General features: G+C 72.4%; 19 protein-coding genes. 10 read left to right on the forward strand and 9 right to left on the reverse strand.

The annotated features are described in order from the left end of the window. Positions 1–27: 27 nt before the first annotated feature. The 4 genes from lgt to B7P34_RS18390 all read left to right on the forward strand — a co-directional run bounded on the left by lgt (position 28) and on the right by B7P34_RS18390 (position 8,225). Positions 28–897 carry a prolipoprotein diacylglyceryl transferase gene (gene lgt, locus B7P34_RS18375; protein WP_106677844.1) on the forward strand — a complete coding sequence of 290 codons (870 nt, stop codon included), beginning with the start codon at positions 28–30 and terminating at the stop codon, positions 895–897. Positions 898–1,166: 269 nt separating this feature from the next. Further along, complete coding sequence (locus B7P34_RS18380; protein ID WP_106677845.1) at positions 1,167–1,898, forward strand: VIT1/CCC1 transporter family protein; 732 nt, start codon at positions 1,167–1,169, stop codon at positions 1,896–1,898. Between the two features lie 323 nt (positions 1,899–2,221). Then, positions 2,222–6,772, forward strand: a complete 4,551-nt coding sequence (gltB, locus tag B7P34_RS18385; RefSeq protein WP_106677847.1) for a glutamate synthase large subunit — start codon at positions 2,222–2,224, stop codon at positions 6,770–6,772. Further along, entirely contained in the window at positions 6,765–8,225 is a 1,461-nt protein-coding gene (locus B7P34_RS18390) for a glutamate synthase subunit beta (RefSeq protein WP_106677849.1), read from the forward strand. The genes gltB and B7P34_RS18390 overlap by 8 nt, the downstream gene beginning before the upstream one ends. A 95-nt stretch (positions 8,226–8,320) precedes the next feature. On the opposite strand, the gene B7P34_RS18395 is transcribed toward B7P34_RS18390, so the two are convergent. Genes B7P34_RS18395 through B7P34_RS18410 form a run of 4 tightly spaced genes read right to left on the reverse strand, consistent with a single transcriptional unit; the run spans position 8,321 to position 11,683 of the window. Next, the gene (locus B7P34_RS18395) at positions 8,321–8,986 is read right to left on the reverse strand and encodes a family 16 glycoside hydrolase (RefSeq protein ID WP_106677851.1); all 666 of its coding nucleotides are present in this window, start codon (positions 8,984–8,986) and stop codon (positions 8,321–8,323) included. Next, complete coding sequence (gene wecB, locus B7P34_RS18400; RefSeq protein WP_223267978.1) at positions 8,983–10,173, reverse strand: non-hydrolyzing UDP-N-acetylglucosamine 2-epimerase; 1,191 nt, start codon at positions 10,171–10,173, stop codon at positions 8,983–8,985. The genes B7P34_RS18395 and wecB overlap by 4 nt, the downstream gene beginning before the upstream one ends. Positions 10,174–10,220: 47 nt before the next feature. Beyond that, positions 10,221–11,477: a glycosyltransferase family 2 protein gene (locus B7P34_RS18405; protein ID WP_106677853.1), complete on the reverse strand. Its 1,257-nt coding sequence runs from the start codon at positions 11,475–11,477 to the stop codon at positions 10,221–10,223. After that, a complete protein-coding gene (locus tag B7P34_RS18410) occupies positions 11,474–11,683 on the reverse strand; it encodes a hypothetical protein (RefSeq protein WP_146166849.1) in 210 nt (69 codons plus the stop codon). Before B7P34_RS18410 ends, B7P34_RS18405 begins: the two co-directional genes overlap by 4 nt. A gap of 369 nt (positions 11,684–12,052) precedes the next feature. Between B7P34_RS18410 and B7P34_RS18415 the strand changes: the two genes are divergently transcribed. Next, positions 12,053–13,873: a DUF2334 domain-containing protein gene (locus B7P34_RS18415; RefSeq protein ID WP_106677857.1), complete on the forward strand. Its 1,821-nt coding sequence runs from the start codon at positions 12,053–12,055 to the stop codon at positions 13,871–13,873. Continuing rightward, entirely contained in the window at positions 13,870–14,940 is a 1,071-nt protein-coding gene (locus B7P34_RS18420; protein ID WP_106677858.1) for a glycoside hydrolase family 113, read from the forward strand. The genes B7P34_RS18415 and B7P34_RS18420 overlap by 4 nt, the downstream gene beginning before the upstream one ends. Positions 14,941–15,006: 66 nt before the next feature. On the opposite strand, the gene B7P34_RS18425 is transcribed toward B7P34_RS18420, so the two are convergent. From B7P34_RS18425 to B7P34_RS18440, 4 genes are all read right to left on the reverse strand, one after another. Continuing rightward, positions 15,007–16,158: a sensor histidine kinase gene (locus B7P34_RS18425; RefSeq protein ID WP_106677859.1), complete on the reverse strand. Its 1,152-nt coding sequence runs from the start codon at positions 16,156–16,158 to the stop codon at positions 15,007–15,009. Further along, positions 16,155–16,832 (reverse strand): response regulator, encoded by a 678-nt coding sequence (locus B7P34_RS18430; RefSeq protein ID WP_106677860.1) that lies wholly within the window; start codon positions 16,830–16,832, stop codon positions 16,155–16,157. The genes B7P34_RS18425 and B7P34_RS18430 overlap by 4 nt, the downstream gene beginning before the upstream one ends. Before the next feature lie 124 nt (positions 16,833–16,956). After that, positions 16,957–17,661, reverse strand: a complete 705-nt coding sequence (locus B7P34_RS18435; RefSeq protein WP_106677862.1) for a hypothetical protein — start codon at positions 17,659–17,661, stop codon at positions 16,957–16,959. A gap of 476 nt (positions 17,662–18,137) precedes the next feature. Continuing rightward, a complete protein-coding gene (locus tag B7P34_RS18440) occupies positions 18,138–18,944 on the reverse strand; it encodes a S1 family peptidase (protein ID WP_106677863.1) in 807 nt (268 codons plus the stop codon). Between the two features lie 244 nt (positions 18,945–19,188). On the opposite strand from B7P34_RS18440, the gene B7P34_RS18445 reads away from it, so the two are divergent. Then, positions 19,189–20,094, forward strand: a complete 906-nt coding sequence (locus B7P34_RS18445; RefSeq protein ID WP_106677865.1) for a hypothetical protein — start codon at positions 19,189–19,191, stop codon at positions 20,092–20,094. Positions 20,095–20,106: 12 nt separating this feature from the next. Here B7P34_RS18445 and B7P34_RS18450 read toward each other — a convergent pair whose 3' ends face one another. After that, on the reverse strand, positions 20,107–20,487 hold the full coding sequence (locus tag B7P34_RS18450) for a VOC family protein (RefSeq protein WP_106677866.1): 381 nt from the start codon (positions 20,485–20,487) through the stop codon (positions 20,107–20,109). Positions 20,488–20,577: 90 nt separating this feature from the next. On the opposite strand from B7P34_RS18450, the gene B7P34_RS18455 reads away from it, so the two are divergent. The 3 genes from B7P34_RS18455 to B7P34_RS18465 all read left to right on the forward strand — a co-directional run bounded on the left by B7P34_RS18455 (position 20,578) and on the right by B7P34_RS18465 (position 25,105). Further along, entirely contained in the window at positions 20,578–23,811 is a 3,234-nt protein-coding gene (locus B7P34_RS18455) for an endo-alpha-N-acetylgalactosaminidase family protein (protein WP_223267979.1), read from the forward strand. A gap of 86 nt (positions 23,812–23,897) precedes the next feature. Continuing rightward, positions 23,898–24,788, forward strand: coding sequence for a helix-turn-helix domain-containing protein (locus tag B7P34_RS18460; RefSeq protein WP_106677868.1), 891 nt, complete (start codon positions 23,898–23,900; stop codon positions 24,786–24,788). 11 nt (positions 24,789–24,799) lie between these two features. Beyond that, complete coding sequence (locus tag B7P34_RS18465) at positions 24,800–25,105, forward strand: chorismate mutase (RefSeq protein ID WP_030364772.1); 306 nt, start codon at positions 24,800–24,802, stop codon at positions 25,103–25,105. Positions 25,106–25,303 lie beyond the last annotated feature (198 nt).

A 25,303-nucleotide genomic window follows, 5' to 3' on the forward strand; every position in this document is an offset into this window, starting at 1 on the left:
CCCCGGCAGGGTAGCGTCGGGGACGTCATGGAACTCGCATACATTCCCAGCCCCTCGACCGGCGTGGTCCACCTCGGCCCGGTCCCGCTGCGCGGCTATGCCTTCTGCATCATCATCGGCGTCTTCGTGGCGGTCTGGCTGGGCAACCGGCGGTGGATCGCCCGCGGTGGACGGGCGGGGACGGTGGCGGACATCGCCGTCTGGGCGGTGCCCTTCGGGCTCGTCGGCGGCCGGCTGTACCACGTCATCACCGACTACGAGCTGTACTTCGGCGAGGGCCGCAACTGGGTCAACGCCTTCAAGATCTGGGAGGGCGGCCTCGGCATCTGGGGCGCGGTCGCCCTCGGCGCGGTCGGTGCGTGGATCGGCTGCCGGCGCCGCGGCATCCCGCTGCCGGCCTGGGCCGACGCCCTCGCGCCCGGCATCGCCGTGGCCCAGGCGATCGGCCGCTGGGGCAACTGGTTCAACCAGGAGCTCTACGGCAAGCCGACGGACCTGCCGTGGGCCCTGAAGATCGACGCCGACCCGGCGATCGGGCGGGTGGCGGGCACGTACCACCCCACCTTCCTGTACGAGTCGCTGTGGTGCCTGCTGATCGCGGGCCTGGTGATCTGGGCCGACCGCCGCTTCACGCTCGGTCACGGGCGGGCGTTCGCGCTGTACGTCGCGTCGTACACCGTAGGTCGCTTCTGGTTCGAGTACCTGCGCGTGGACGACGCGCACCACGTGCTGGGCCTGCGGCTCAACGGCTGGACGTCGATCGTGGTGTTCGTGGCGGCCGTCATCTACATGATCATCTCGGCGAAGAGGGTTCCGGGACGGGAGACCGTGGTGGAGCCGCCGCTTGATGGGGACGCGTCGACGGACGACGCGTCCCCCGAAAAGAAGAAGGTCTGACGGCCGGCTCGGCAAAGCCGGACTCCGCCGCAGTGGCTGATCGCCGCTGCGGCGGTTTTTTCGTGCCGCAGGCAAACAAAATCCGCCGCCACGGCGCGCAACCCCCACCGGACGTGTCCGGCGGTGCCGTACCGGGCCTCAACCCGTACGTCTTGCCAGGTCAGCCAGGCCTTCCTTGCTAGCGGATCACCCGCATTCTGCGTACCTTCGAACGCATCGGGGGGCGCACGGGCAAGCCGTCACGCCCCGGCGAAGGGAGCGAACCGGAGATGTCTGTCCTGGAAGCCGTCGCGGCACCGCACATAGCGCACCGCGACAACCACACCCACCGCGACGTGAACGGCGGCTGGCTCCGTCCCGCGGTGTTCGGTGCCATGGACGGTCTGGTCTCCAACGTCGCGCTGATGACGGGCGTGGCGGGCGGGGCCGCCTCCTCGGACACGATCGTGATCGCCGGCCTGGCCGGCCTCGCCGCCGGCGCCTTCTCGATGGCCGCCGGCGAGTACACCTCCGTGGCGTCGCAGCGCGAGCTCGTCCTCGCCGAGCTGGACGTGGAGCGCCGCGAGCTGCACAAGCACCCGGCCGACGAGCTGGCGGAGCTGGCCGCGCTCTACGAGTCGCGGGGCGTGGAGCCGAAGCTGGCGATGGAGGTCGCCATGCAGCTCTCCCGGGACCCGGAGCAGGCGCTGGAGATCCACGCCCGCGAGGAGCTCGGCATCGACCCCTCCGACCTTCCGTCGCCCATGGTCGCGGCGGTGTCGTCGTTCGGTTCGTTCGCGCTGGGCGCGCTCCTGCCCCTGCTGCCGTACCTGCTGGGGGCCACGTCCCTGTGGCCGGCGGTGCTGCTGGCGCTGCTCGGTCTCTTCGCCTGCGGCGCGGTCGTGGCCCGGGTGACGGCCCGCTCCTGGTGGTTCAGCGGCCTGCGCCAGCTGTTCCTGGGCGCGGCCGCGGCGGGTGTGACTTACGCCCTCGGTATTGCCTTCGGCACCGCACTGGGATAATTCTTATGCGGGGTCCCGCATAACGTACGGATGACGGAGCGGTTTCAGGCCCTCGACGACCGGGCACAATCCGGGAGCGCAGCGGGCAACGCCGCCCGCTCTGTGCTGTGTCCGGCGCCGCCGGTACGGGCGATCCCCAAGGCTTCCGGCAGCTCGCCGCATCACCTCGCAGCGTCCACATGCTGAACCGGTGCTTCCACTTTTCGGGAAGCACCCCATCATGTAACCTGCACCAACTTCTTCCGCAGAGGGCCAATGTCGTCCCTCGGCACATGTCACCGGCCGTCCGGCCGTGACCGCCAAGACGACGACGGGAGCCGCCGATGCGATCCGCATCCCACCCCGCCCAGCAGGGAATGTACGACCCGCGGAACGAGCACGACGCCTGTGGCGTCGGCTTCGTCGCGACCCTCACCGGCGAGGCGAGCCACGCGCTCGTGGAACAGGCCCTCACCGTCCTGCGCAACCTGGAGCACCGCGGCGCCACAGGCTCCGAGCCCGACTCCGGCGACGGCGCGGGCATCCTGCTGCAGGTCCCGGACGCCTTCCTGCGGGAGAGCGTTCCCTTCGCCCTCCCCGAGCCCGGGGCGTACGCCGTCGGCATCGCGTTCCTCCCCGCGGACCCCGCGGAGGCGGACACCGCCGTCTCGTCTATCGAGGCGATCGCCCGCGAGGAGGGCCTCACCGTCCTCGGCTGGCGCACCGTCCCCGTCGCCCCCGAACTGCTCGGCGCCGGCGCCCGCGCCACCATGCCGGACTTCCGGCAGCTGTTCGTGAGCGACGGCGAGAACAGCGGACTCGCCCTGGACCGCAAGGCGTTCGTGCTGCGCAAGCGCGCCGAGCGCGAGGCCGGGGTCTACTTCCCCTCGCTCTCCGCCCGCACGATCGTCTACAAGGGCATGCTCACCACCGGTCAGCTGGAGCCCTTCTTCCCGGACCTCTCCGACCGCCGCTGCGCCACCGCCATCGCCCTGGTCCACTCCCGCTTCTCCACCAACACCTTCCCCAGCTGGCCGCTCGCCCACCCGTACCGCTTCGTCGCCCACAACGGCGAGATCAACACCGTCCAGGGCAACCGCAACTGGATGCGGGCGCGCGAATCCCAGCTGGCCAGTGAACTGTTCGGGCAGGGCGGCGAACTCGACCGGCTCTTCCCCGTCTGCACCCCCGACGCCTCCGACTCCGCCTCCTTCGACGAGGTCCTGGAGCTCCTCCACCTCGGCGGCCGGTCCCTGCCGCACAGCGTGCTGATGATGATTCCCGAGGCCTGGGAGAACCACGCCTCCATGGACCCGGCCCGGCGCGCCTTCTACCAGTACCACTCCACCCTGATGGAGCCCTGGGACGGCCCGGCCTGCGTCACCTTCACCGACGGCACCCTCGTCGGCGCCGTCCTCGACCGCAACGGCCTGCGCCCCGGCCGCTACTGGGTCACCGACGACGGCCTCGTCGTGCTCTCCTCCGAGGTCGGCGTCCTCGACATCGACCCGGCTCGGGTCGTCCGCAAGGGCCGCCTCCAGCCCGGCCGGATGTTCCTGGTCGACACCGAGCGCCACCGCATCATCGAGGACGACGAGATCAAGGCCGAGCTCGCCGCCGCCGCGCCCTACGGGGAATGGCTGGAAGCCGGCCTGATCGACCTGGCCGACCTCCCCGAGCGCGAGCACATCGTGCACACCCACGCCTCGGTCACCCGCCGCCAGCAGACCTTCGGCTACACCGAGGAGGAGCTGCGCGTCATCCTCGCCCCCATGGCCCAGGCCGGCGCGGAGCCGATCGGCTCGATGGGCACCGACTCGCCGATCGCCGCGCTCTCCGAGCGGCCCCGGCTGCTCTTCGACTACTTCACCCAGCTGTTCGCGCAGGTCACCAACCCGCCGCTGGACGCCATCCGCGAGGAGCTCGTCACCTCGCTGATCTCCTCCCTCGGCCCGCAGGGCAACCTCCTGGAGCCCACCGCGGCCTCCTGCCGCAGCGTCACCCTGCCCTTCCCCGTCATCGACAACGACGAGCTCGCCAAGCTCATCCACATCAACGCCGACGGGGACATGCCGGGCCTCGCGGCCGTCACCCTCTCCGGCCTCTACCGCGTCGGCGGCGGCGGCGAGGCCCTGGCCGCCCGTCTCACGGAGATCTGCGCCGAGGCCGACGCGGCCATCGCCGGCGGCGCCCGCCTCATCGTCCTCTCCGACCGCCACTCCGACGCCGAGCACGCCCCGATCCCCTCGCTGCTGCTCACCTCCGCCGTCCACCACCACCTCATCCGCACCAAGCAGCGCACCCACGTGGGCCTGCTGGTCGAGGCCGGCGACGTCCGCGAGGTGCACCACGTCGCGCTGCTCATCGGCTACGGCGCGGCCGCCGTCAACCCGTACCTGGCGATGGAGTCGGTCGAGGACCTCGTCCGGGCAGGGACGTTCCTGCAGGGCATCGAGCCCGAGGCCGCGATCCGCAACCTCATCAAGGCGCTCGGCAAGGGCGTCCTGAAGGTCATGTCCAAGATGGGCATCTCCACCGTGGCCTCGTACCGCGGCGCCCAGGTCTTCGAGGCGATCGGCCTGGACGAGGGCTTCGTCGACACCTACTTCCACGGCACCGCCACCAAGATCGGCGGCGCGGGCCTGGACGTCGTCGCCCGCGAGGTCGCGGCCCGCCACGCCAAGGCCTACCCGGCCACCGGCATCGCGGCCAGCCACCGCCGCCTCGACATCGGCGGCGAGTACCAGTGGCGCCGCGAGGGCGAGCCGCACCTGTTCGACCCGGACACCGTCTTCCGGCTCCAGCACGCCACGCGCGCCCGCCGCTACGACATCTTCAAGCAGTACACCGAGCGCGTGAACGAGCAGTCCGAGCGGCTGATGACGCTCCGCGGCCTGTTCTCCCTCACGACCGACCGGCAGCCCGTCCCCCTCGACGAGGTCGAGCCCGTCAGCGAGATCGTCAAGCGCTTCTCCACCGGCGCCATGTCGTACGGCTCGATCTCCCGCGAGGCCCACGAGACCCTCGCCATCGCCATGAACCGGCTGGGCGGCAAGTCCAACACCGGCGAGGGCGGCGAGGACCCCGAGCGCCTCCACGACCCCGAGCGCCGCTCCAGCATCAAGCAGGTCGCCTCCGGCCGCTTCGGCGTGACGAGCGAGTACCTGGTCAACTCCGACGACATCCAGATCAAGATGGCCCAGGGCGCCAAGCCCGGCGAGGGCGGCCAGCTGCCCGGCCACAAGGTCTACCCCTGGGTCGCCAAGACCCGGCACTCCACGCCCGGCGTCGGCCTGATCTCGCCGCCCCCCCACCACGACATCTACTCCATCGAGGACCTCGCCCAGCTCATCCACGACCTGAAGAACGCCAACCCGGCCGCCCGCATCCACGTGAAGCTGGTCTCCGAGGTCGGCGTCGGCACGGTCGCGGCGGGCGTCTCCAAGGCCCACGCCGACGTCGTCCTGATCTCCGGCCACGACGGCGGCACCGGCGCCTCGCCCCTGACGAGCCTCAAGCACGCGGGCGGCCCCTGGGAGCTCGGCCTCGCCGAGACCCAGCAGACGCTGCTGCTCAACGGCCTGCGCGACCGCATCGTCGTGCAGACCGACGGCCAGCTCAAGACCGGCCGCGACGTGATCGTCGCCGCCCTCCTCGGCGCCGAGGAGTTCGGCTTCGCCACCGCCCCGCTCGTCGTCTCCGGCTGCGTCATGATGCGCGTCTGCCACCTGGACACCTGCCCGGTCGGCATCGCCACCCAGAACCCCGTGCTGCGCGAGCGCTTCAGCGGCAAGGCCGAGTTCGTCGTCAACTTCTTCGAGTTCATCGCCGAAGAGGTCCGCGAGCTCCTCGCCGAACTGGGCTTCCGCACCCTCCAGGAGGCCGTCGGCCACGCCGAACTCCTCGACACCGGCCGGGCCGTGACCCACTGGAAGGCCCAGGGCCTCGACCTCGCCCCGCTGCTGCACGTGCCGGACCTGCCCGCCGGGGCCGTCCGCCACCGCACCACCGACCAGGACCACGGCCTGGCCAAGGCCCTCGACAACGAGCTGATCGAGCTCGCCGCCGACGCCCTCGCGGTCCCCTCCGCCGAGGACGCCCGGCCCGTCCGCGCCCAGGTCCCCATCCGCAACATCAACCGGACCGTGGGCACCATGCTCGGCCACGAGGTCACCAAGCGCTTCGGCGGCGCCGGCCTGCCCGACGACACGATCGACATCACCTTCACGGGCTCCGCCGGCCAGTCCTTCGGCGCCTTCCTGCCCCGCGGCGTCACCCTGCGCCTGGAGGGCGACGCCAACGACTACGTCGGCAAGGGCCTCTCCGGCGGCCGGATCGTCGTCCGCCCCGACCGCGACGCCGACCACCTCGCCGAGTACTCGGTCATCGCCGGCAACACCCTCGCCTACGGCGCGACCGGCGGCGAGCTGTTCCTGCGCGGCCGCGTCGGCGAGCGCTTCTGCGTCCGCAACTCCGGCGCCACCGTGGTCTCCGAAGGGGTCGGCGACCACGGCTGCGAGTACATGACGGGCGGCCGGGCCGTCGTCCTCGGCGAGACCGGGCGCAACTTCGCGGCCGGCATGTCCGGCGGCGTCGCCTACGTGATCGACCTCGACCCCGACAACGTCAACAAGGAGCTGGCCGCCGCCGTCGAACCCCTCGGCGCCGACGACCGGCAGTGGCTGCACGACGTCGTGCGCCGCCACCACGAGGAGACCGCCTCCACCGTCGCGGCCGGCCTCCTCGCCGACTGGGACACCGCCGCCGGCCGCTTCAGCAAGGTCGTCCCGGCCACCTACAAGGCAGTGCTCGCCGCCAAGGACGCCGCCGAGCGAGCGGGTCTCTCCGAGACGGAGACCCACGAGAAGATGATGGAGGCGGCGACCAATGGCTGACCCCAAGGGCTTCCTGACCACCGGGCGCGAGGTCGCGCAGACCCGCCCCGTCGCCGAGCGCGTCCGCGACTGGAACGAGGTCTACGTCCCCGGCTCGCTGCTGCCGGTCATCAGCAAGCAGGCGAGCCGCTGCATGGACTGCGGCATCCCCTTCTGCCACAACGGCTGCCCGCTCGGCAACCTCATCCCCGAGTGGAACGACTACGCCTACCGCGACGACTGGCGGGCGGCCAGCGAGCGGCTGCACGCGACCAACAACTTCCCCGAGTTCACCGGCCGGCTCTGCCCGGCCCCCTGCGAGGCCGCCTGCGTCCTCGGCATCAACCAGCAGCCGGTCACCATCAAGAACGTCGAAGTCACCATCATCGACAAGGCGTGGGCCGCGGGCGACGTCACCCCGCAGCCGCCCGAGCGGCTCTCCGGCAAGACCGTCGCCGTCATCGGCTCCGGCCCCGCCGGCCTCGCCGCCGCCCAGCAGCTCACCCGCGCCGGCCACACGGTCGCCGTCTACGAGCGCGCCGACCGCATCGGCGGCCTCCTGCGCTACGGCATCCCCGAGTTCAAGATGGAGAAGCGGCACATCAACCGCCGCATCGAGCAGATGCGCGCGGAAGGCACCAAGTTCCGCACCGAGGTGGAGATCGGCCGCGACATCGACGCCGCCAAGCTCCGCAAGCGCTACGACGCCGTCGTCATCGCCGCCGGCGCCACCACCTCCCGCGACCTGCCCGTCCCCGGCCGCGACCTCAAGGGGGTCCACTTCGCCATGGAGTACCTGCCCGTGGCCAACAAGGTGCAGGAGGGCGACCTGACGGTCTCCCCGATCACCGCCGAGGGCAAGCACGTCGTCGTCATCGGCGGCGGCGACACCGGCGCCGACTGCGTCGGCACCGCCCACCGCCAGGGCGCGGCCTCCGTCACCCAGCTGGAGATCATGCCCAAGCCGGGGGAGGAGCGGAACGCGAACCAGCCCTGGCCGACCTTCCCCATGCTCTACAAGGTCACCTCGGCGCACGAGGAGGGCGGCGAGCGGGTCTACTCCGTCTCCACCACGCACTTCGAGGGCGACGAGGACGGCAACGTCCAGTGGCTGCACCTCGTCGAGGTCGAGTTCACCGACGGCAAGCTCGTCCAGAAGCCGGGCACCGAGCGCCGCATCCCGGCCCAGCTCGTCACCCTCGCGATGGGCTTCACGGGCACGGACCGGCAGAACGGCCTCGTCGACCAGTTCGGCCTGGAACTGGACGCCCGCGGCAACATCGCCCGCGACGCCGACTACGCCACCAACGTCCCCGGCGTGTTCGTCGCCGGCGACGCCGGGCGCGGCCAGTCCCTCATCGTCTGGGCCATCGCCGAGGGCCGCTCCGCCGCCCGCGGCGTGGACCGCTACCTCACCGGCACCAGCACCCTGCCGGCCCCGGTCCGCCCCACGGACCGCGCCCTGACGGTCTGACCCGTCCCCGCAAGGACGGCCCCGCCGTCCCCGGAAAGCTCGCGGCGCCTGCCCCACCCCGACCACAGGTGGCAGGCGCCGCGCTGTCATGCCCGCTACTCCGTCGGGTGCACCATCAGGTCGCGGAACTCCACCTTCGCGTCCTCGGTGTAGACCCCCACGCTGCCCTTCCGGTACGGGCGCTCCCGGTCCTCGTAGGCGACCAGCCCCCGCCCGTCGACGCTCACCTCCATGCGCGCCCCGCGCTGCGCCACCCGCACCGCCGACCACGCGCCGATGGGGAACCGCCCCTGGCCGGTCGCGAGGAAGCGCTGCCCGCCCCCGTAGGCGGGGTCGCGCTTGCCGAGCTCCCAGCCGTTCGGCTTGAGGGTGATGTAGTAGAAGTGCTCGGGGTCCGTGTACGCCCACAGCAGCCACGGCACCTCCCACGGGTTGGGCTCGGGCGTGCGCAGCTGGGCGACGGTCCGCATGCGCGCCTCGAAGTCCACGTCCACGAAGCGTTCCGTGGAGACGATCAGCCCGGCGTGGGTCTCGTCCGGCACGCGGGAGGGCCGGGGGGAGAGGAAGAGGCCGTCGTGGCGGCCGATGTTCTCGCCGTGGCCGTCGAAGACCGACCGCCACGGGCCGTGGACCGATCCCTCGGCCCACGGCCGTTCCGGCGCCTCGTCACCGGACAGGAGGCTGCTCACCGCGAGAACGGCGCCCGCCACCGCGAGGGCGGCGAGCAGTGCGAGACCGAGCAGCCGCTGAACTCTCGTCATGCCGTCGAGTATGACCCCGGCCCCTCGGTGCGGGTGGTGACCAGCTCGGCGGCGTCGCCGTCGTCCGCGTCGGCACCGAAGTCCTCCGCGAGCTGGGCGATGATGCGGTCGGTGGCGTGGCCGTCCCCGAAGGGATTGCCCGCCGTGGCCATCCGCGCGTACGCGGCAGGATCATCCAAAAGGTGGACGGCGGCCTCCAGGATGGCCTCGGGTTCGGTGCCCACGAGCCGGGCCGCCCCGGCCTCGACGGCCTCGGGGCGCTCGGTGGTCGTGCGCAGGACGAGGGCGGGCTTGCCGAGGGTGGGCGCCTCCTCCTGGATGCCGCCGGAGTCGGTGAGGACCAGGTCGCAGGCGGCGAGGGTGGCGGAGAAGTCGAGGTAGCCGAGCGGCTCGGCGATCTCGATGTGCGGGTGGTCCGTCAGCTCGGGCAGGAGCGCCTCGCGGACGGCGGGGCTCTTGTGGAGCGGCAGCACCATCTCCACGTCGCCCCGGTCGGCGAGCCGCCGCAGGGCCCGGCCCATGGAGCGCATCACGGCGCCCTGGTTCTCGCGGCGGTGCAGCGTGACGAGCACGCGCCGCAGGCGGGTGCGGAAGAGGCTCTGCCCGGTGCCCTCCTCCAGCACCCACAGCAGGTTGTCGATGACGGTGTTGCCGGTGGTGAACACCTCGGCGCCGGGGACGCCTTCGGCCGTCAGGTGGTCCGCGGCCCGCTGCGTGGGAGCGAAGTGCCAGCGCGCCATCCGGCCTATCAGGCGGCGGTTGAGCTCCTCGGGGAAGGGGTTGTCGAGGACGCCGGTGCGCAGCCCCGCCTCGACGTGGGCGATGGGGACGTGCTCGTAGAAGGCGGCGAGGGCGCCGGTCAGGGCGGTGGTGGTGTCGCCCTGGACGACGACGAGGTCGGGGCGCTCGGCCCGGACGACCTCGCCGAGGCCGTCCACGAGGCGGGCGGTGAGCGTGGACAGCTGCTGCCGGTCGCGCATGACGTCGAGCTGGGTGTGGACCGGGACGCGCAGGAGGCCCAGCATCTGGTGGAGCATCTCGCGGTGCTGGCCGGTGGTGACGACGAGCGGTTCGAAGAGCGGGGAGAGCGCCATGGCACGGGCCACGGGCGCGAGTTTGATGGCCTCGGGTCGGGTGCCCAGCACGAGCATGGCGCGTACGGGCGCGGTGATGAGGTCAGCGGACATGGTTCTCCCTGGGAAGGGCCTGACGAGTGAGCGGAGCGGGAGCGGTTTCAGGTGCGCGCGGTCTTCAGCCACGTCTGCTTGCCGGTGAGCATCCGCCACAGGCCCCACCAGCCGGCGGCGAACCAGATGTAGCCGTAGAAGATGAAGACGTGCGAGAGCAGGATCGAGCGCAGGAGCCCGAGGCCGCGCTCGCGCCGGCGGTAGACGAAGCCGTACGCGTAGGCCGCCGTGAAGGACAGCACGTACGGGCCGATGATCCACATCGGGGTGATCAGCGGGCGTCCGGCCTGGACGGAGCCGATGACGGTGCCGGCCACCGCGACCAGGAAGGACAGCGGCAGCAGTGAGGTGAGCAGGATGAGGACCGGGCTGGAGAGGTGGTACAGCAGGTCGACGGCGGCGCGGGTGGGGACGGAGCGCAGGATCAGCGGCACCAGCCCCGCCGACTGCAGGTGACCCTGGAACCAGCGCGAGCGCTGGCGCACCAGGCGGCGGACGTCGAGCACGGCCTGCTGCGAGACCGCGGCCGCGGTGCAGTGCTGGTTGGTCCAGCCGCGGGCGATGAGCCGGACCCCGAGGTCGAGGTCCTCGGTGAGCGAGTCGCTCCAGGGCCCGGCCTCCGCGCCGGGGACGGCGAGGGAGTCGAGCGCGGCGAGCCGCATGAACTGTCCGTTGCCGCCCATTCCGACGCTGCCGATATAGCGCCGGGCGCACTGGAAGATATCGCCGTAGATGACGAATTCCATGTCCTGGAGCCGGGCCAGGAGGCCCTGGTGGCGGTTGTACATGCGGACGCCGACCTGGGTGGCGCCGACGCGCGGATTGTCGAAGAAGGGGTCGACGGACTGGACCACGTGTTCGTCGAGGCGGCCGTCGGCGTCGACGACGCAGACGATGACGTCGTGCGGGTCGTAGCCGTCCATGAGGCCCGACTCGCGGAGGTGGCGGATTCCGGCGTTGAGGGCGGCGCCCTTGCCGCGGCGGGCGTTCGGCAGGGTGCGCTGCAGGAGGCGGACGCGCTCGGGGTCGGCGGCGCGGGCGATGCCGGCGGTGCCGTCGTCGGACGCGTCGTCGATCACCAGGGCCAGGAAATTGCCTGCGGGCAGGGCAGTGATCCGGGCAAGGCTCTCCGCGAGAACCTTTTCCTCGTTCAGGCAGGCGAGGAGAAAGACGTACAGCCGTTTGTGGCGGGGGCCCCGGACGCGGCGGACGCGGCGCCGGGAGAGCAGGAACATCGTGGTGTTGTAGCAGCCCGCCATCACGATGATCGCGATGGCGGATCCCAGCAGGACCTCGCTGGTCAAGGCAGGTCACCGCTGGGCCCGGCCGGTGCGCCGGGGGCCGGCGCGCTGTGGTCGGGCGTGTTGCGGACGGCGAACCAGAGTTTGGCGGCGATGATGACGAGCGCGGCCGTGCAGTAGAGCAGGAATCCGGCCCCGGCGGCTTCCTGCAGTCCTTTGGCAAAAGGAATGCCCGGAAGCACTTCAGGCGCCGCCGTCAGCCCGGCCATGGGCAGGACGGAGCCCAGAGCGGGTTTTCCGTACATGAGTTCCCCCCGAATTGCGCCTCTTGCGCCTCTCGATGACGAGGCAAGGCATGCGCAGGGAAGGTATCAGATAAGACAGGTAATACTGTCGGACTTGGTGACTATTGTTGGAGCGGAATCTCAAATTCGAAGAACCTACCGGTCGTTATGCCTGATCACGGTCGGATGTGACGGGTGTGATTTCTGGTCTGCACCAGCGCATCTGCACGGAACTGCCCGCTCGGGACCGAAGTTGTCTATTGACATGCATCGTTCCTCGCCAGAAGAATCTGGCGACTGTCGGGCCCCTGACGGAACGGGGGTGGCGACCGCAGCATTACCAGGGGGAATTCCATGCAGAACCAGCGAGGGAGATCCGGGAAAGTCCGGATCTCCGCCGTCGCCGTGCTCCTCGCCGCCCTGCTGGGCGGCATCCTGTTTTCCTGGACCGCCGGGGCCGCGATATCCCGCCCCAAGCCGCGCAGCACCGACGCCGTGAACCCGCTCGCGCTCTCCCCGGAGAGCAAGAAGGACCTCACCGCCGCGGCGAAGGCCCGCCTCGCCTACGACCGGCTGCGCCGCACGGGGGCCCTCACGGTCACCCCGGCGCCCGTCACGAAGGCCGCCACCGCGAGCACGCTCGCCGCGCCCGCCGGCACCTCGGCCCTCGTCCTCTACGACACCACCGGCCCCTACGGGCAACTGGGCGAGCTCTACGCCATGGCCACCGCCAACCTCGCGGGCCACTTCGCCGCCGTCACCGCCAAGCCCGTCTCGGCCTACACCGCCGGCATGGTCAACCAGTACACGGCCACCGTCTACCTCGGCTCGACCTACTACGGGGGCACCGTCCCCGACGCCGTCCCCGCCGCCTTCTACCAGGACGCCATGGCCACCAGCCGGCCCGTCACCTGGATCGGCGACAACATCTGGAACATGGCCAACGCCGTCGGCGTCACGCAGTTCAAGCAGAAGTACGGCTGGGACCCCACCAACTCGTTCTACGAGAGCGGCGGTTCCATCGGCAACATCAACCAGGTCACGTACAAGAACCAGCAGCTGACCCGGCAGATCCCCGCAGGCCAGGACGGCGGCGTGCTCCACCCCGCCCTCCTCACCGGCCCCGGCTACCCGGCCGTCACCACCCTCGCCGTGGCCAAGGACGGCACCTCCGGCGCCACCAGCCCCTGGGCGATCCGCTCCGCGAACCTCACCTACCTCGGTGAGATCCCCTTCGCGTACGTCTCCGAGAGCGACCGCGTCATCGTCTTCGAGGACCTCCTCTTCGACGCCCTCGCGCCCTCGACCACCGAGCGCCACCGGGCCTTCGTCCGCCTGGAGGACATCAGCCCCAAGTCCGACCCGGCCCAGCTGCGGACCATCGCCAACTACCTCAAGACACAGAAGATCCCGTACGGCATCAACGTCATCCCCGTCTACACCGACCCCAAGGGCGTCTACAACAACGGCACCCCCGAGACCATCACCCTCGCCCAGGCACAGCCCGTCGTCACCGAGATCAAGAACATGCTCGCCAACGGCGCCGTCCTGATGAACCACGGCTACACCCACCAGTACGGCACGGCGAACAACCCCTACAACGGCGTCACCGGCGACGACTTCGAGTTCTTCCGCGCCCACGTCGACACGGCGAACAACGTCGTCCTCGACGGGCCCCCCGCGGAGGACTCCACCGCCTGGGCCCAGACCCGGGTCACCCAGGCCCTGGCCGGATTCGCCGCCGCCGGGCTGCCCAAACCGGCCTTGTGGACCACTCCGCACTACGCGGCGTCCGCCACCGACTACCGTGTCCTCGGCCAGAACTACTCCGCCCGCCTGGAGCGCTCGTTGTACTTCGCCGGCACGCTCACCGGTGGCACACCGGACAACAGCCGTTACATCGGCCAGTTCTTCCCGTACGCGGTCAAGGACGTCTACGGCACCACCGTCCTGCCCGAGAACATCGGCAACTACGAGCCCGAGGCCTACAACAACCACCCGCCCCGGCTCCCCGCCGACCTCATCGCCTCCGCCAAGGCCAACCTGGCCGTCCGCGACGGCGTGGCCAGCTTCTTCTACCACCCCTACTACCCGCTGGCGCCGCTGCAGCAGACGATCGAGGGCATCAAGGCCCTCGGCTACACCTTCGTCGGCCCCACGGACCTGAACCAGTGAACGCCGGGAGGAGGGCGGCCGGAGCGCTGCTCACCGCTGCCCTCCTCCTCGCCGGATGCCTCACGGGCTGCTCCTCCGGCCGGGACGCGGACCCCGGCGAGGAGACCACGCCCGGCCCCGGCGCACGCACCGACGAGGGAAAGGCGGCCGGAATGCGCGGCATCACCCTCCCCTCCTGGAACACCGACGACTACGCCGGCCCGGACGCCGCGCCCTACCTGCGGCAGATCGCCGCCACCGGCGCCCGCTGGGTGACCTTCACCCCCACCTGGTACCAGGACGGAACCACCGACTCCGCCATGCACACCACCGGCGAGACCGCCGGCGACGACGCCCTCCGGCACATCATCGGCCTCGCCCACGCCACCGGCCTCAAGGTCATGCTCAAACCCCACGTCGACCTCGCCAAGGGTGGCGACCGGGCCGGCATCCGGCCGAGCGACCCCGGCGCGTGGTTCGCCGCCTACGAGCGCTTCATCACCCACTACGCGGAACTCGCCGCCGCCACCAAGACCGAACAACTCGCCGTCGGCACCGAACTGGCCGGCACCTCCCGCGACGGCACCCGCTGGAGCAAGGTCATCAGCGCCGTCCGCGCCCGCTACCGCGGCCCGCTGACCTACGCCGCCAACTACGACGAATACCGCGCCGTCCCCTTCTGGGACGACCTCGACGTCATCGGCATCGACGCCTACTGGCCCCTCGCCGACCACGCGACCGCCGACACCGCCCGGCTCCGCGACGCCTGGAAACCCATCACCGGCGAACTCGCCGCCTTCTCCGCCCGCCGGCACCGCAAGATCCTCTTCACCGAGGCCGGCTACGTCAGCCAGCGCGGCACCACCACCGCCCCCTACTCCTGGACCGTCAGCAAGAGCGGCGGCGAGGACGAACAGGCCGCGGCCTACGAGGCGCTGCTCACCGCCCTCGACGGACAGCCCTGGTGGGCAGGGGTCTGCTGGTGGATGTGGGACGACTGGCCCGACGCCGGCGAGACGCCGCGCCGCCTCGCGTACACCCCGCACGGGAAACCGGCGGAGAAGGTCCTGCGGCAGCACTGGAAGTGAGGGCCCGCCCTCCTCGACCGGTGAGAGACCGGTGAGAGATCAGTGAGGTGAGGGACCGGGGCGCGGTCACCGCCGCCGGTCCACCGGGAAGCGCGCCGTGACCTCCCAGCCGCCCTCCGGCGCCGGGCCCGCGCGCAGCAGCCCGCCCATCGCCTTCGCCCGCTCGCTCAGGCCCACCAGGCCGAAGCCCCCGCCCCGGGCCTTCTCCGGGAGCGCGGCCGCGTTCCTGCCGTCGTCGGCGATGCGCAGCTCGACGCCCGCGGGCACCCCGCGGACGCCGATCCGTACGGCCGTGGCGTCGGCGGCGTGCTTGCGGATGTTGGTGAGCGCCTCGCGGACGACCCGGTGCACGCCCGCCGCGACCTCGGCGGGGATCCAGTCCTCCAGCCCCTGCTCGATGTAGAGGACGACGGGCGGCCCCGTGCGCGCGAACGCCTCCGTGAGCGCGCGCACCTCGGGCAGCCCGGCGACCGGCTCCGTCTCCGCCTCCCCCTCCCGCAACACGCTCACCAGGCGGCGCATCGCGCCGAGCGCCTCGCCCGCGGACGTCTCGATGCGCTCGAAGGCACCGGCCGCCGCGGGCCCCTCCAGCGCGGTGAAGCGGGCGGCCTGGGCCTGCACGGCGATGCCGGTGATGTGGTGGGCGACGAGGTCGTGGAGCTCGCGGGCGAGCTCCAGGCGCTCGGCGGTGCGGACCGCGGTCAGGTCGCGCACGCGCTGGGCGGCGTGGCCGCGCAGCAGCAGCGAGTACGTGCCCACCACGACCAGCAGCATCGAGAAGAGGGCCGTGAACCACTCGGGGTTGAGGTCGCGCATGGGCGCGGCCACGACGGCGACGGCGAGCAGCGGGCCGAGGACGCCCGCGACCCGGTTCGAGGACTTGCTGACGACGAGGGTGAAGAGGACGAGCAGGGCGACGTCCTCGCCCATGCCCCAGACGACGCGCGGATGCGGCCCGATCATGAGAACGGCGGAGGCGACCAGGGAGACCGCGACCGCGACGCCCGCCCGCACGGTCAGCGGGATCCACCCGTAGGGCACCGCGCACAGACAGACCAGGACGCCCGAGGCGAGGACGACGGCGTGCGGCACGCTCGGCTGCCGGGCGAGCGCGATGCCCTCCAGCCCCACGAGACAGAGCAGGACGGCCCCGAGGGAGGCCTTCGCGAAGACTGCCCCCCGGGGATGGCGGACGGCCCAGCCGCCCCACCTGGTCACGTGCCGCCCGCGGCCAGCCCGCTCTCCCAGGCCCAGGCGGCGATCTCGACGCGGTTACGGGCGTCCAGCTTCAGCTGCACGTTGGCCAGGTGGGTCTTGACCGTGGACAGCGAGACGAAGAGCTCGGCGGCGATCTCCGCGTTCGTCGCACCACGGGCCAGACAGCGCACGACGTCGGCCTCGCGGTCGGTCAGCGGCTCGGAGGGGGCCCGCGCCGGGCCCACCGGGCCGCCGGGGGCCATGTCGCGCAGGAGGCGGACGGTGATCGCGGGCGAGATCAGGGAGTCGCCCACGGCCGCCGCGTGCACGGCCTCGACGAGCATGGCGGGGCTCGCGTCCTTCAGCAGGAAGCCGGACGCGCCGTTGCGCAGCGCGGTGTGCACGTATTCGTCGAGGTCGAAGGTGGTGACGATGACGATCCGCGGGCGCCCGCCCAGCTCCGGCCGCGCGGCCGCGCGCTCCGACAGCCGGCGGGTGACCTCCAGGCCGTCGAGCTTGGGCATGCGGATGTCGAGGAGCAGCACGTCGGGCTCGTGCTCCTCGACGGCGGCGAGGGCGGCCTCGCCGTCCACGACGTCGGCGACGACCTCGATGTCGGGCTGGCTCTCCAGGATCATGCGGAAGCCGGTGCGGACCATCTCCTGGTCGTCCGCGATGACCACGGTGATCGCCATACTCGTTCCTTGCGGTTCCTTGCGCTGTGCTGCCCGTACGGCGGTGCCCGCCGAACGGGGGACTTCCCCGGGGCCTCTCCGCCCCTCCATGTGAGCGGGGGCCGCGGGCCGCCGCAACCGCGGATCAGGCGCCCGTGCGACCGGCCCGGCGGGCGGCGAGACGGCGCACCCCGTAGGCACCGCCGCCGAGGGCGAGCAGGGCCACGCCGCCCGCGAGGGCCGGGGCGCCGATGTCGTGCCGGCCCTTGATGACCTCGCCCGCTTCGACGACCCGCTTGACGGGGTTGCTGGAGGCGGCGCGGAGCGCGCGCGGGCGGGGCGAGGCCTGCGGCTCCTCGCCGCCCCGCACGGTGACGACATGGCCGGAACCGGCGGCGGCGCCGGACACGTGCTTGGCGCCCTTGTGGCGGGCCGCACCGGCCTCGGCCCCGTCCGGAGTGTGCCGCAGCGCGCCCGAGGCGAAGTCGTAGTAGTTCGTCAGCTGGGCCCCGTCGAGGGACGCGCGCAGCGTCGGCTTCGCGGTGTCCCCGCCGAGGAGACGCAGGTGGAGCCGGTCGATGTCGGCCGCGGGGCGGGACGCGTCGATCGTGCGCCGCTGCTTGCCGTGCTTGGTCACCGTGACCGTCGTGCCGCGCTCGCCGGAGGCCAGCTGCGCCCGGCTGCCGTCGGGCAGCTGGACCTGCCGGACGACGACGGGGCGGCCGGAGCTCGTGTCCCTGCCGCCGGCGGAGCGGGCGTCCGCGGCGAGCGCACCGGCCGTCGGCCAGGCGACCGCGCCGACGGCGGCGGCGAGGACGGTGACGGCGGCGATGCGGTGCTTGGCGGACACGGGGGTCCCTTTCCGTAACGGTCGGCTCGGTCTGCGGCCGCCGGGCGGCGGACCACGACCTTCACGTTACGGGCCTTTACGGCGCTCACACCTCGACTGTCCGACCATTCTCGCCTCGGCCGAAAGGATGACGAAGGCCCGCCCACGTCATACCGGAGTCGCGTGGACGGGCCTCGGAAGCGGGTGCGCGATTGGGCCGTCCGGGCGGCCGCCGCCACCCGGACGGCCCGGCGGGGGAGGAGCGGCGCTCAGCCGCTCCGGCGGGAGGGAGCGTGCGGCGCAGTCATACGGTGCCGGGCCGGCGCGTCCCCTCCGCCGCGACGGTGATCAGCCGGGGTCAGCCGTGCCGGCGGTGCCGTACTGCGCTCGGTCCGGCACCGCCGGGCTCCGGGGTGGTGGGTCGCGCGCCGCTGCGGCGGGAGGGGGCGTGCGGCGCAGTCATACGGTGCCGGGCCGGCAAAACCCCCTCGCCCGGGTCAGCCGCCCAGGCTGACGGCGGCGCTCCTGATGTCCGCCGCGAACGTGCTCACCTCGGTGTAGACGCCGGGGTACTGCGGCCGCGCGCAGCCCTGCCCCCAGCTGACGATGCCGACCTGGATCCACGCGCCCGCGCCGTCCTTGCGGAACATCGGGCCGCCGGAGTCGCCCTGGCACGTGTCGACGCCGCCCTGGTCGAGGTATCCGGCGCAGATCTCCTCGTCCGGTATGAGGTTGCCGTAGGCCTGCTGGCAGGCGGCGTCGTCGACGAAGGGCACGGTGGCCTTCAGCAGGTACCGCTGCTGGCTGCCGCCCTCGCGGTCCGCGCCCCAGCCCGCGATGGTGAAGGTGCCGTTGTTGTACGCGTCGCTGTCGGCGGTCTTGAGCGTGGGCAGGTCGACCGGCCGGGCGAGCTTGATCAGCGCCCAGTCCTTGCCGGAGCCGTTGTAGCCGGGCGCCTGGATGACCTGGGTGGACTTGACCTTGATGGCCTGCGGCGAGTTGAGGTCGGCGACTCCGGCGGTGGCCGTGATGGAGGTGTTGGCGCCGCTGCCGCCGACGCAGTGGGCGGCGGTGAGGACGATCTGCTTCGTGTAGAGCGCGCCGCCGCAGCCCATGGACAGCCGCACCATCCACGGGAACTCGCCCTGCTGGGCCTGCGTGCCGCCGACGACGCCCTCGCGCGGGCGCGGGTCGCGCGGGCCGTCGGCGAGGGCGGCTCCGGCGGTGAGGGTGAGCGCGGCGACCGCCGCGGCGCCGGCGGCGAGGGTTCTCCTGAGCGTGCCGAGGAAGAGGAAGGAACGCAAGGGTCTTCCTTTCGTGGGAGGTTACGCGCGAATGTCAGGCCCATGACAATCCCGGTCGTCCGATTACCGGAATCGAGCCTTCGCTGCGCGGTGCGATTATGAGCAGCGAACGAACGTGCGACAAGCACCCCGTTTCGGCCAGCCGTACCGCCGGCACCACGGTCTGCCGCAGCCCCGCACCGCCCCCGTACAGTGGAGGGAGGGGCGCAGCGGCCGGCAGGGGGACCCCAGGGGGTGGTCACGCGTGGGCACCGGGACCGGAGCCGGAAACGGCGTAGAGATCGTGCACGGCTACCCGCACATCGAGACCGTCCGCACCGCGATCACCGCGCTCTACAAGCGCCTCTCCTACGACACGGTGCACACCTTCGAGCTCAGCGTGCCCCCGGCCGACGTCGCCTTCGACGACGACGAGAACCCCTACCTCGGCGTGCAGCGCGTCGCCGGCGCGATGGTGCGCCACCTGCGCCTGCCGGACGCCCGGATGATCGTCAGCTTCCGCGACATGCGGCACGCGGGAAGCGTCGAGCTCGCCGCCGGGCCCGAGTACTTCATCGAGCTCAACTCCCGCTTCAAGACCCACCGCAAGGACATCGGCGCCGCCCTCTCCCACGAGGTCATGCACGTCTATCTGCACCGGCTCGGCCTCGCCTTCCCCGGCACCCGCGACAACGAGATCCTCACCGACACCGCGACGGCCTACCTCGGGGCGGGCTGGCTGCTCCTCGACGCCTACCGCGAGTCGGCGGTCTCCACGCAGAAGCTCGGCTACCTCACCCCGGAGGAGTTCGGCTACGTCCTCGCCAAGCGGGCGCTGGCCTTCGGAGAGGACCCCGCCCCGTGGTTCACCAGCCCCCAGGCGTACGACGCGTACGTCAAGGGCCTCGCGGAGGCGCGGCGCGACGGCCGCCGGCCCCCGCTCGCCGCGGCCGGACGGCTCGGCCGCCACCGCTACGCCCGCGACCGCCGCGCCGTCCAGAACGCCCGGCGCAGCGACCCCTCCGGCTGGGGCTACGCCTTCGAGGGCCACGACCCGCTGCGGGTGAGCTTCCCGTGCCCCACGTGCCACCAGCGGATCCGGGTGCCGGTGCGGGGGAGCGTACGGGTGCGGTGCGGGCTGTGCCGGTCGGTGCTGGAGTGCGACACCTGACGGCCGCCGCCGCTACAGCGACTGCCCGAAGCAGAGGCAGAAGGGGTGCCCCGCGGGGTCGTTGAACACCAGGAAGCCCTTCTCCTTGCCGCCGCTGTCGTGCAGGAACTCCGCCCCCAGCGCGATCACCTCGCCCCGCGCCCGCTCCACGTCCTCCCGCGTGTCCACCTCGAAGTCCAGGTGGAACTGCTGCGGGAAGGCCGGGTCGGGCCAGCGCGGCGGCCGGTGGTCCTTCGCCTCCTGGAAGGCGATCCGCTCGCCCGCGGGAGATGTCAGCCACACCCAGGACGGCTCGGCGGCGTCCACCTCCCAGTCCAGGATCCGGGCGTAGAAGCCGGCCAGCGCGGCCGGGTCGGGACAGTCGACGACGGGATACATCAGCTTCGCGATCATGAGCTGATCCTGCCCGCCGCGGACAGGAGTCCAATACCCGTACCACTTTTGTCCATGGGCGCCACGGCCCCCGCCCTCCACCCTGTGCCCGTGGCCATCGGTACCGAGGAGGACCGCGGAGTGGATGAGGACAGGGCGGACGAGGACAGAGCGGGCGAGGACCGCAGGGCGGGAGAGGGCCGCCGGGCGGGCGAGGACCGCAGGGCGGACGACGCGGCCCCGCGCACCCCCACGGCCCCGCGCACCCCCACCCGCCGCGCCGTGGTCACCACGGGCGCCGCCGCCGGCCTCGCCGCACTCACCGGGCTCACCGGACTCGCCGGGACGGCCGCCGCCGCGCCCGCACGGGCCGACGCCGTCCTGCGCTCCACCGGCCTCGACGTCCGCGTCGGCACCACCTTCCCCTACGTCATCTCCTACACCGACCGCACCACCGGAGACGTCGTCCACGGCCAGGAGGACCCGGTCACCTCCCTGCTCGTGGACGAGAAGGAACACACCCCCCACGTCACCTCCACCATCCGCGGCGACCGCGCCGCGTACGCCCTCACCCTCACCGGCGGCACCCGCATCGATGTCGAGATCCGCGTCACCGGCACGCGCGTCGACTGGCACGTCACCCGCATCACCGAGAACCCCGGCCTGCGCATCGGCACCCTCCGCATCCCCGGCCTCGCCCTGCTCAGCGTCCGCAGCACCCAGCCCGGCGCCGAACTCCTCGCCGCCCGCATCCAGCTCGACAAGGCGAAGAACGGCGACACCCTCGTCCGCCCCGGCCCGGACACGCCCGCCGACGAGGCGCCCATCGGCTGCGCCTACGCCGTCGTCAGCACCGGCCGGCTCGCCGCCGCCATCGACACCAACACAGTCCAGGACCGCCCGGACGCCGCCACCGCCTGGGAGAACGGCCGCCTCCGCCGGCAGACCCGCACCCGGCCCTACGGGACCGAGGCCCGGATCACCTGCGGCCAGTGGACCCACCGCGCCGCCGGCGCGCCCGTCACCGACACCGAGCCCCTGCCCCGCGCCACCATCGTCGTCACCCGCGACCGCAACGGCGACGGCCGAGCCGACTGGCAGGACGCCGCCATCGCCCTGCGCGACGTCATGACCGCGCCGCTCGGCGCCGCCGACCAGCACCTCCGCGTCGTCCCCCACATCCCCTTCAACTTCGCCAGCCAGGCCACGAACCCCTTCCTCGCCACCCTCGACAACGTCAAACGGATCGCCCTCGCCACGGACGGCCTGCGCCAGTTCACTCTCCTCAAGGGCTACCAGTCCGAGGGCCACGACTCCGCTCACCCCGACTACGGCGGCAACCACAACACCCGCGCCGGCGGCCTCACCGACCTCAACACCCTGCTGCGCGCCGGAAAGAAGTGGAACAGCGACTTCGCCGTGCACGTGAACACCACCGAGTCCTACCCCGTCGCCCACGCCTTCTCCGAGACCCTCGTCGACGCGGGCAACAAGCAGTGGGACTGGCTCGACCAGTCGTACAAGATCGACGCCCGCCGCGACCTCCTGTCCGGCGACGTCGTCCGCCGCTTCCGGCAGCTGCGCGCCGAGACCGACCCCGCCCTCACCACCCTCTACATCGACGTCTTCCGCGAGTCCGGCTGGAACTCCGACCGGCTGCAGCGCGCCCTGCGCGACCAGGGCTGGCAGATCGCCACCGAATGGGGCCACGGCCTGGAACGCTCCAGCCTCTGGTCGCACTGGGCGAACGAGACCGACTACGGGCCCGACACCTCGCGCGGCATCAACTCCCGCCTCATCCGCTTCCTCCATCACCACCACAAGGACGTCTTCGCCGACAAGTGGCCCCTCCTCGGCACAGCCAAGCTCGGGACCTTCGAGGGCTGGCAGGGCAAGACCGACTGGGCCCCCTTCCACCGCCTGATCTGGACCGAGAACCTTCCGGCCAAATACCTCCAGGCCCACCCCGTCCGCACCTGGGCCGACCACGAGATCACCTTCGAGGGCCCGGCGCGCACCACCGTCAGCGACGCCGACGGCACCCGCACCATCACCACCGACGGCCGCCTCGTCTACAAGGGCGGGCTCTACCTGCTGCCCTGGGAACCGCGCGAGGCCCTCGACCCCGCCAAGCTCTACCACTACAACCCCACCGGCGGCACCACCCGCTGGCACCTGCCCCGCGGCTGGTCCGGCCGCACCACCGTCGTCCTCCACCGGCTCACCGACCAGGGCCGCACCGACCCGGTCGAACTGCCCGTCCGCGGCGGCGAGGTCACGATCGAGGCCACGGCCGGACAGCCGTACGTCCTCACCCGCGGCCACGGCCGCTCCCCGCGGCCCGCATGGGGCGAAGGCACACCGCTGCACGACCCCGGCTTCCACTCCGGCAGCCTCGACGGCTGGCAGGTCACCGGCCCCGCGGCCGTCGAGCGCAGCCCGCTCGGCGACTGGGAGCTCGTCATCCGCGCCGGAGCGGCGGCCACGGTCGGACAGCGGCTCGCCCGGCTCGGACCCGGCACGTACGCCGCCTCCGTGCAGGTCGAGATCGGCGCCGCCGCGGGGGAGCGGCGCCGGTCCGCCCTGGAGGTCCGCACCGCCGACGGCGTCACCGCCGCCAACTGGACGGACACCTCCACCGCCGGCAACCACGTGGCCGCCGACCGCAAGCACGGCACCCGCTTCCAGCGGATGTTCACCCGCTTCACCGTGCCACCGGGCGGCGGGCCCGTCACCCTCACCCTGAGCGTCGCCGCGGGCAGCGCGCGCGTACGGTTCGACGCACTGCGGGTCGTGGCCGCCGGGCGGCAGACCGAACGCCCCGGCGCCCTCCTCTTCGAGGACTTCGAGAACGTCCCCCAAGGCTGGGGACCCTTCGTCAAAGGCGACGCGGGCGGCACCACCGACCCCCGCACGCACATCGCCCAGCGGCACGCGCCCTACACGCAGCGCGGCTGGAACGGCAAGGCCGTCGACGACGTCATCGACGGCACCCAGTCCCTGAAGTCGCGCGGCGAGAACACCGGGCTCGTCTACCGCACCGTCCCCCACACCGTGCGCTTCCGGCCCGGACGCCGCTACCGCATCGAGTTCCGCTACGAGAACGAGACCGCCGGCCAGTACGCCTGGATCACCGGCGCGGACACCCCCGGCAGCCGCGAACTGCAGCGCACGCCCCTGCCCGCCGCCCACACCCCCACCACCCACACGTACGAGTTCACCGCGCCGGAGACGGGCGAGGCGTGGGTGGGGCTGCGCAAGACCGGCGACAGCGGCACGGCCGAGTTCGTCCTGGACGGCTTCACGGTCTACGAGACGAACGAGGAGACGGGCGAGACCCCGTGAAGCGCTCCGGTGAAGCACTCTGGTGAACCGCACCGCCATGCGCGAAGATCGGCCCACGGCGCCGACACCGCGGGAGGCCGGGACCCATGTACCAGACATGGATGCGCTACTTCAGCCCCGGCCCCGTCCACCACCGGCTCGGCCTCGTCTGCCTCGGCGTGGGCCTCCAGCACGGGGCACTGCCGCCCGTCGGACCCCGCACCCTCGACCACCACGTCGCCGTCGTCATCCACGCCGGCAGCGGCTGGCTCCGCACCCCCGACGGCCGCACCCGCACCGTGACCGCGCCCGCGCTCCTCTGGCTGGCCCCCGGCGTCCCTCACCACTACGGCGCCGCCGGCGGCACCGGCTGGGACGAGGCCTTCGTCGACTTCACCGGCCCCGCCGTCAGCGCCTACACCGAACTGGGCTGCATCGAACCCCACCGGCCCCTCGTCCCTCTCACCGACACCACCGCCGCACACACCGCCGTCCACCGCATCGCCCGCGCGGCACGCCGCGGCAACCCCCTCCTGGAACTCGAAACCTCGGCGGCCGTCCACGAACTGCTCGTGGCCCTGCGCCGGGCACGAGCAGACACCACCCCCGGCGGCGAACCCGTCCTCCAGGCCCTCGCCCGGGACGCCTTCCTCCCCCTCACCGTCGCCCAGCACGCCGCCCGGCACGGCATGACCACCGCCGAACTCCGCGCCGCGGTCCGCCGCGGAGCCGGCTGCAGCCCCAAGGACTACCTCCTCGGCATCCGCCTCGGCCGCGCCAAAGAACTCCTCGCCGCCACCGAACTGCCCGTCGCCGCCGTCGCCCGCCGCGTCGGCTACGCCGACCCCGCCTACTTCAGCCGCCTCTTCACCCGCCGCGTCGGCACCGCGCCCGTCCGCTTCCGCGCCCGGCAGGGACGCGCCGTGCCCGGCGGCTGGAGCGCCCGGATCCCCGATCCGGACCACCCACCGGTGATCGCACCCCGTCCGTCCGCATAGGCTCGGTGACCATGAGCAACAGTTCCATGGACGAGTCCGTACGCGCCGAGCTCGGCCGGCTGCGCGACAGCATCGACAACATCGACGCAGCGGTGATCCACATGCTCGCCGAGCGCTTCAAGGCCACCCAGCAGGTCGGCCACCTCAAGGCCGCCCACAAACTGCCCCCCGCCGACCCGGCCCGCGAGGCCCGCCAGATCGCCCGCCTCCGCGAACTGGCCGAGAACGCCAAACTCGACCCCGCGTTCGCGGAGAAGTTCCTGAACTTCATCATCGCCGAGGTCATCCGCCACCACGAGACGATCGCGCGCGCGTAGCGCGTCCCTGCGGCAACGCCCAAGGGGGCGCCATTCCGAGTGCGGGCCGCGCACTCCCCTTCCGCCGAGGCGGCGCTCAGCCGAGACGGCGCGTTCCGGCGGTGCCGTGCTCACCTGAGGCCGGGCCGGCACCGCCGGCCTCCGCGGCGGGGGTCGCTCGCCGTTGCGGCGGGGGAGAGGATGCGGTGCCCGTCACTA

The organism is Streptosporangium nondiastaticum, assembly GCF_003011965.1.
Lineage (GTDB): Bacteria > Actinomycetota > Actinomycetes > Streptomycetales > Streptomycetaceae > Streptomyces > Streptomyces nondiastaticus.

Bases quoted from the DNA above. Each gene is read 5' to 3' on its own strand.
- lgt (WP_106677844.1), top strand. From the start codon at position 28: ATGGAACTCGCATACATTCCCAGCCCCTCGACCGGCGTGGTCCACCTC.
- B7P34_RS18380 (WP_106677845.1), top strand. From the start codon at position 1,167: ATGTCTGTCCTGGAAGCCGTCGCGGCACCGCACATAGCGCACCGCGAC.
- gltB (WP_106677847.1), top strand. From the start codon at position 2,222: ATGCGATCCGCATCCCACCCCGCCCAGCAGGGAATGTACGACCCGCGG.
- B7P34_RS18390 (WP_106677849.1), top strand. From the start codon at position 6,765: ATGGCTGACCCCAAGGGCTTCCTGACCACCGGGCGCGAGGTCGCGCAG.
- B7P34_RS18395 (WP_106677851.1), bottom strand. From the start codon at position 8,986: ATGACGAGAGTTCAGCGGCTGCTCGGTCTCGCACTGCTCGCCGCCCTC.
- wecB (WP_223267978.1), bottom strand. From the start codon at position 10,173: ATGTCCGCTGACCTCATCACCGCGCCCGTACGCGCCATGCTCGTGCTG.
- B7P34_RS18410 (WP_146166849.1), bottom strand. From the start codon at position 11,683: ATGGCCGGGCTGACGGCGGCGCCTGAAGTGCTTCCGGGCATTCCTTTT.
- B7P34_RS18415 (WP_106677857.1), top strand. From the start codon at position 12,053: ATGCAGAACCAGCGAGGGAGATCCGGGAAAGTCCGGATCTCCGCCGTC.
- B7P34_RS18430 (WP_106677860.1), bottom strand. From the start codon at position 16,832: ATGGCGATCACCGTGGTCATCGCGGACGACCAGGAGATGGTCCGCACC.
- B7P34_RS18450 (WP_106677866.1), bottom strand. From the start codon at position 20,487: ATGATCGCGAAGCTGATGTATCCCGTCGTCGACTGTCCCGACCCGGCC.
- B7P34_RS18460 (WP_106677868.1), top strand. From the start codon at position 23,898: ATGTACCAGACATGGATGCGCTACTTCAGCCCCGGCCCCGTCCACCAC.
- B7P34_RS18465 (WP_030364772.1), top strand. From the start codon at position 24,800: ATGAGCAACAGTTCCATGGACGAGTCCGTACGCGCCGAGCTCGGCCGG.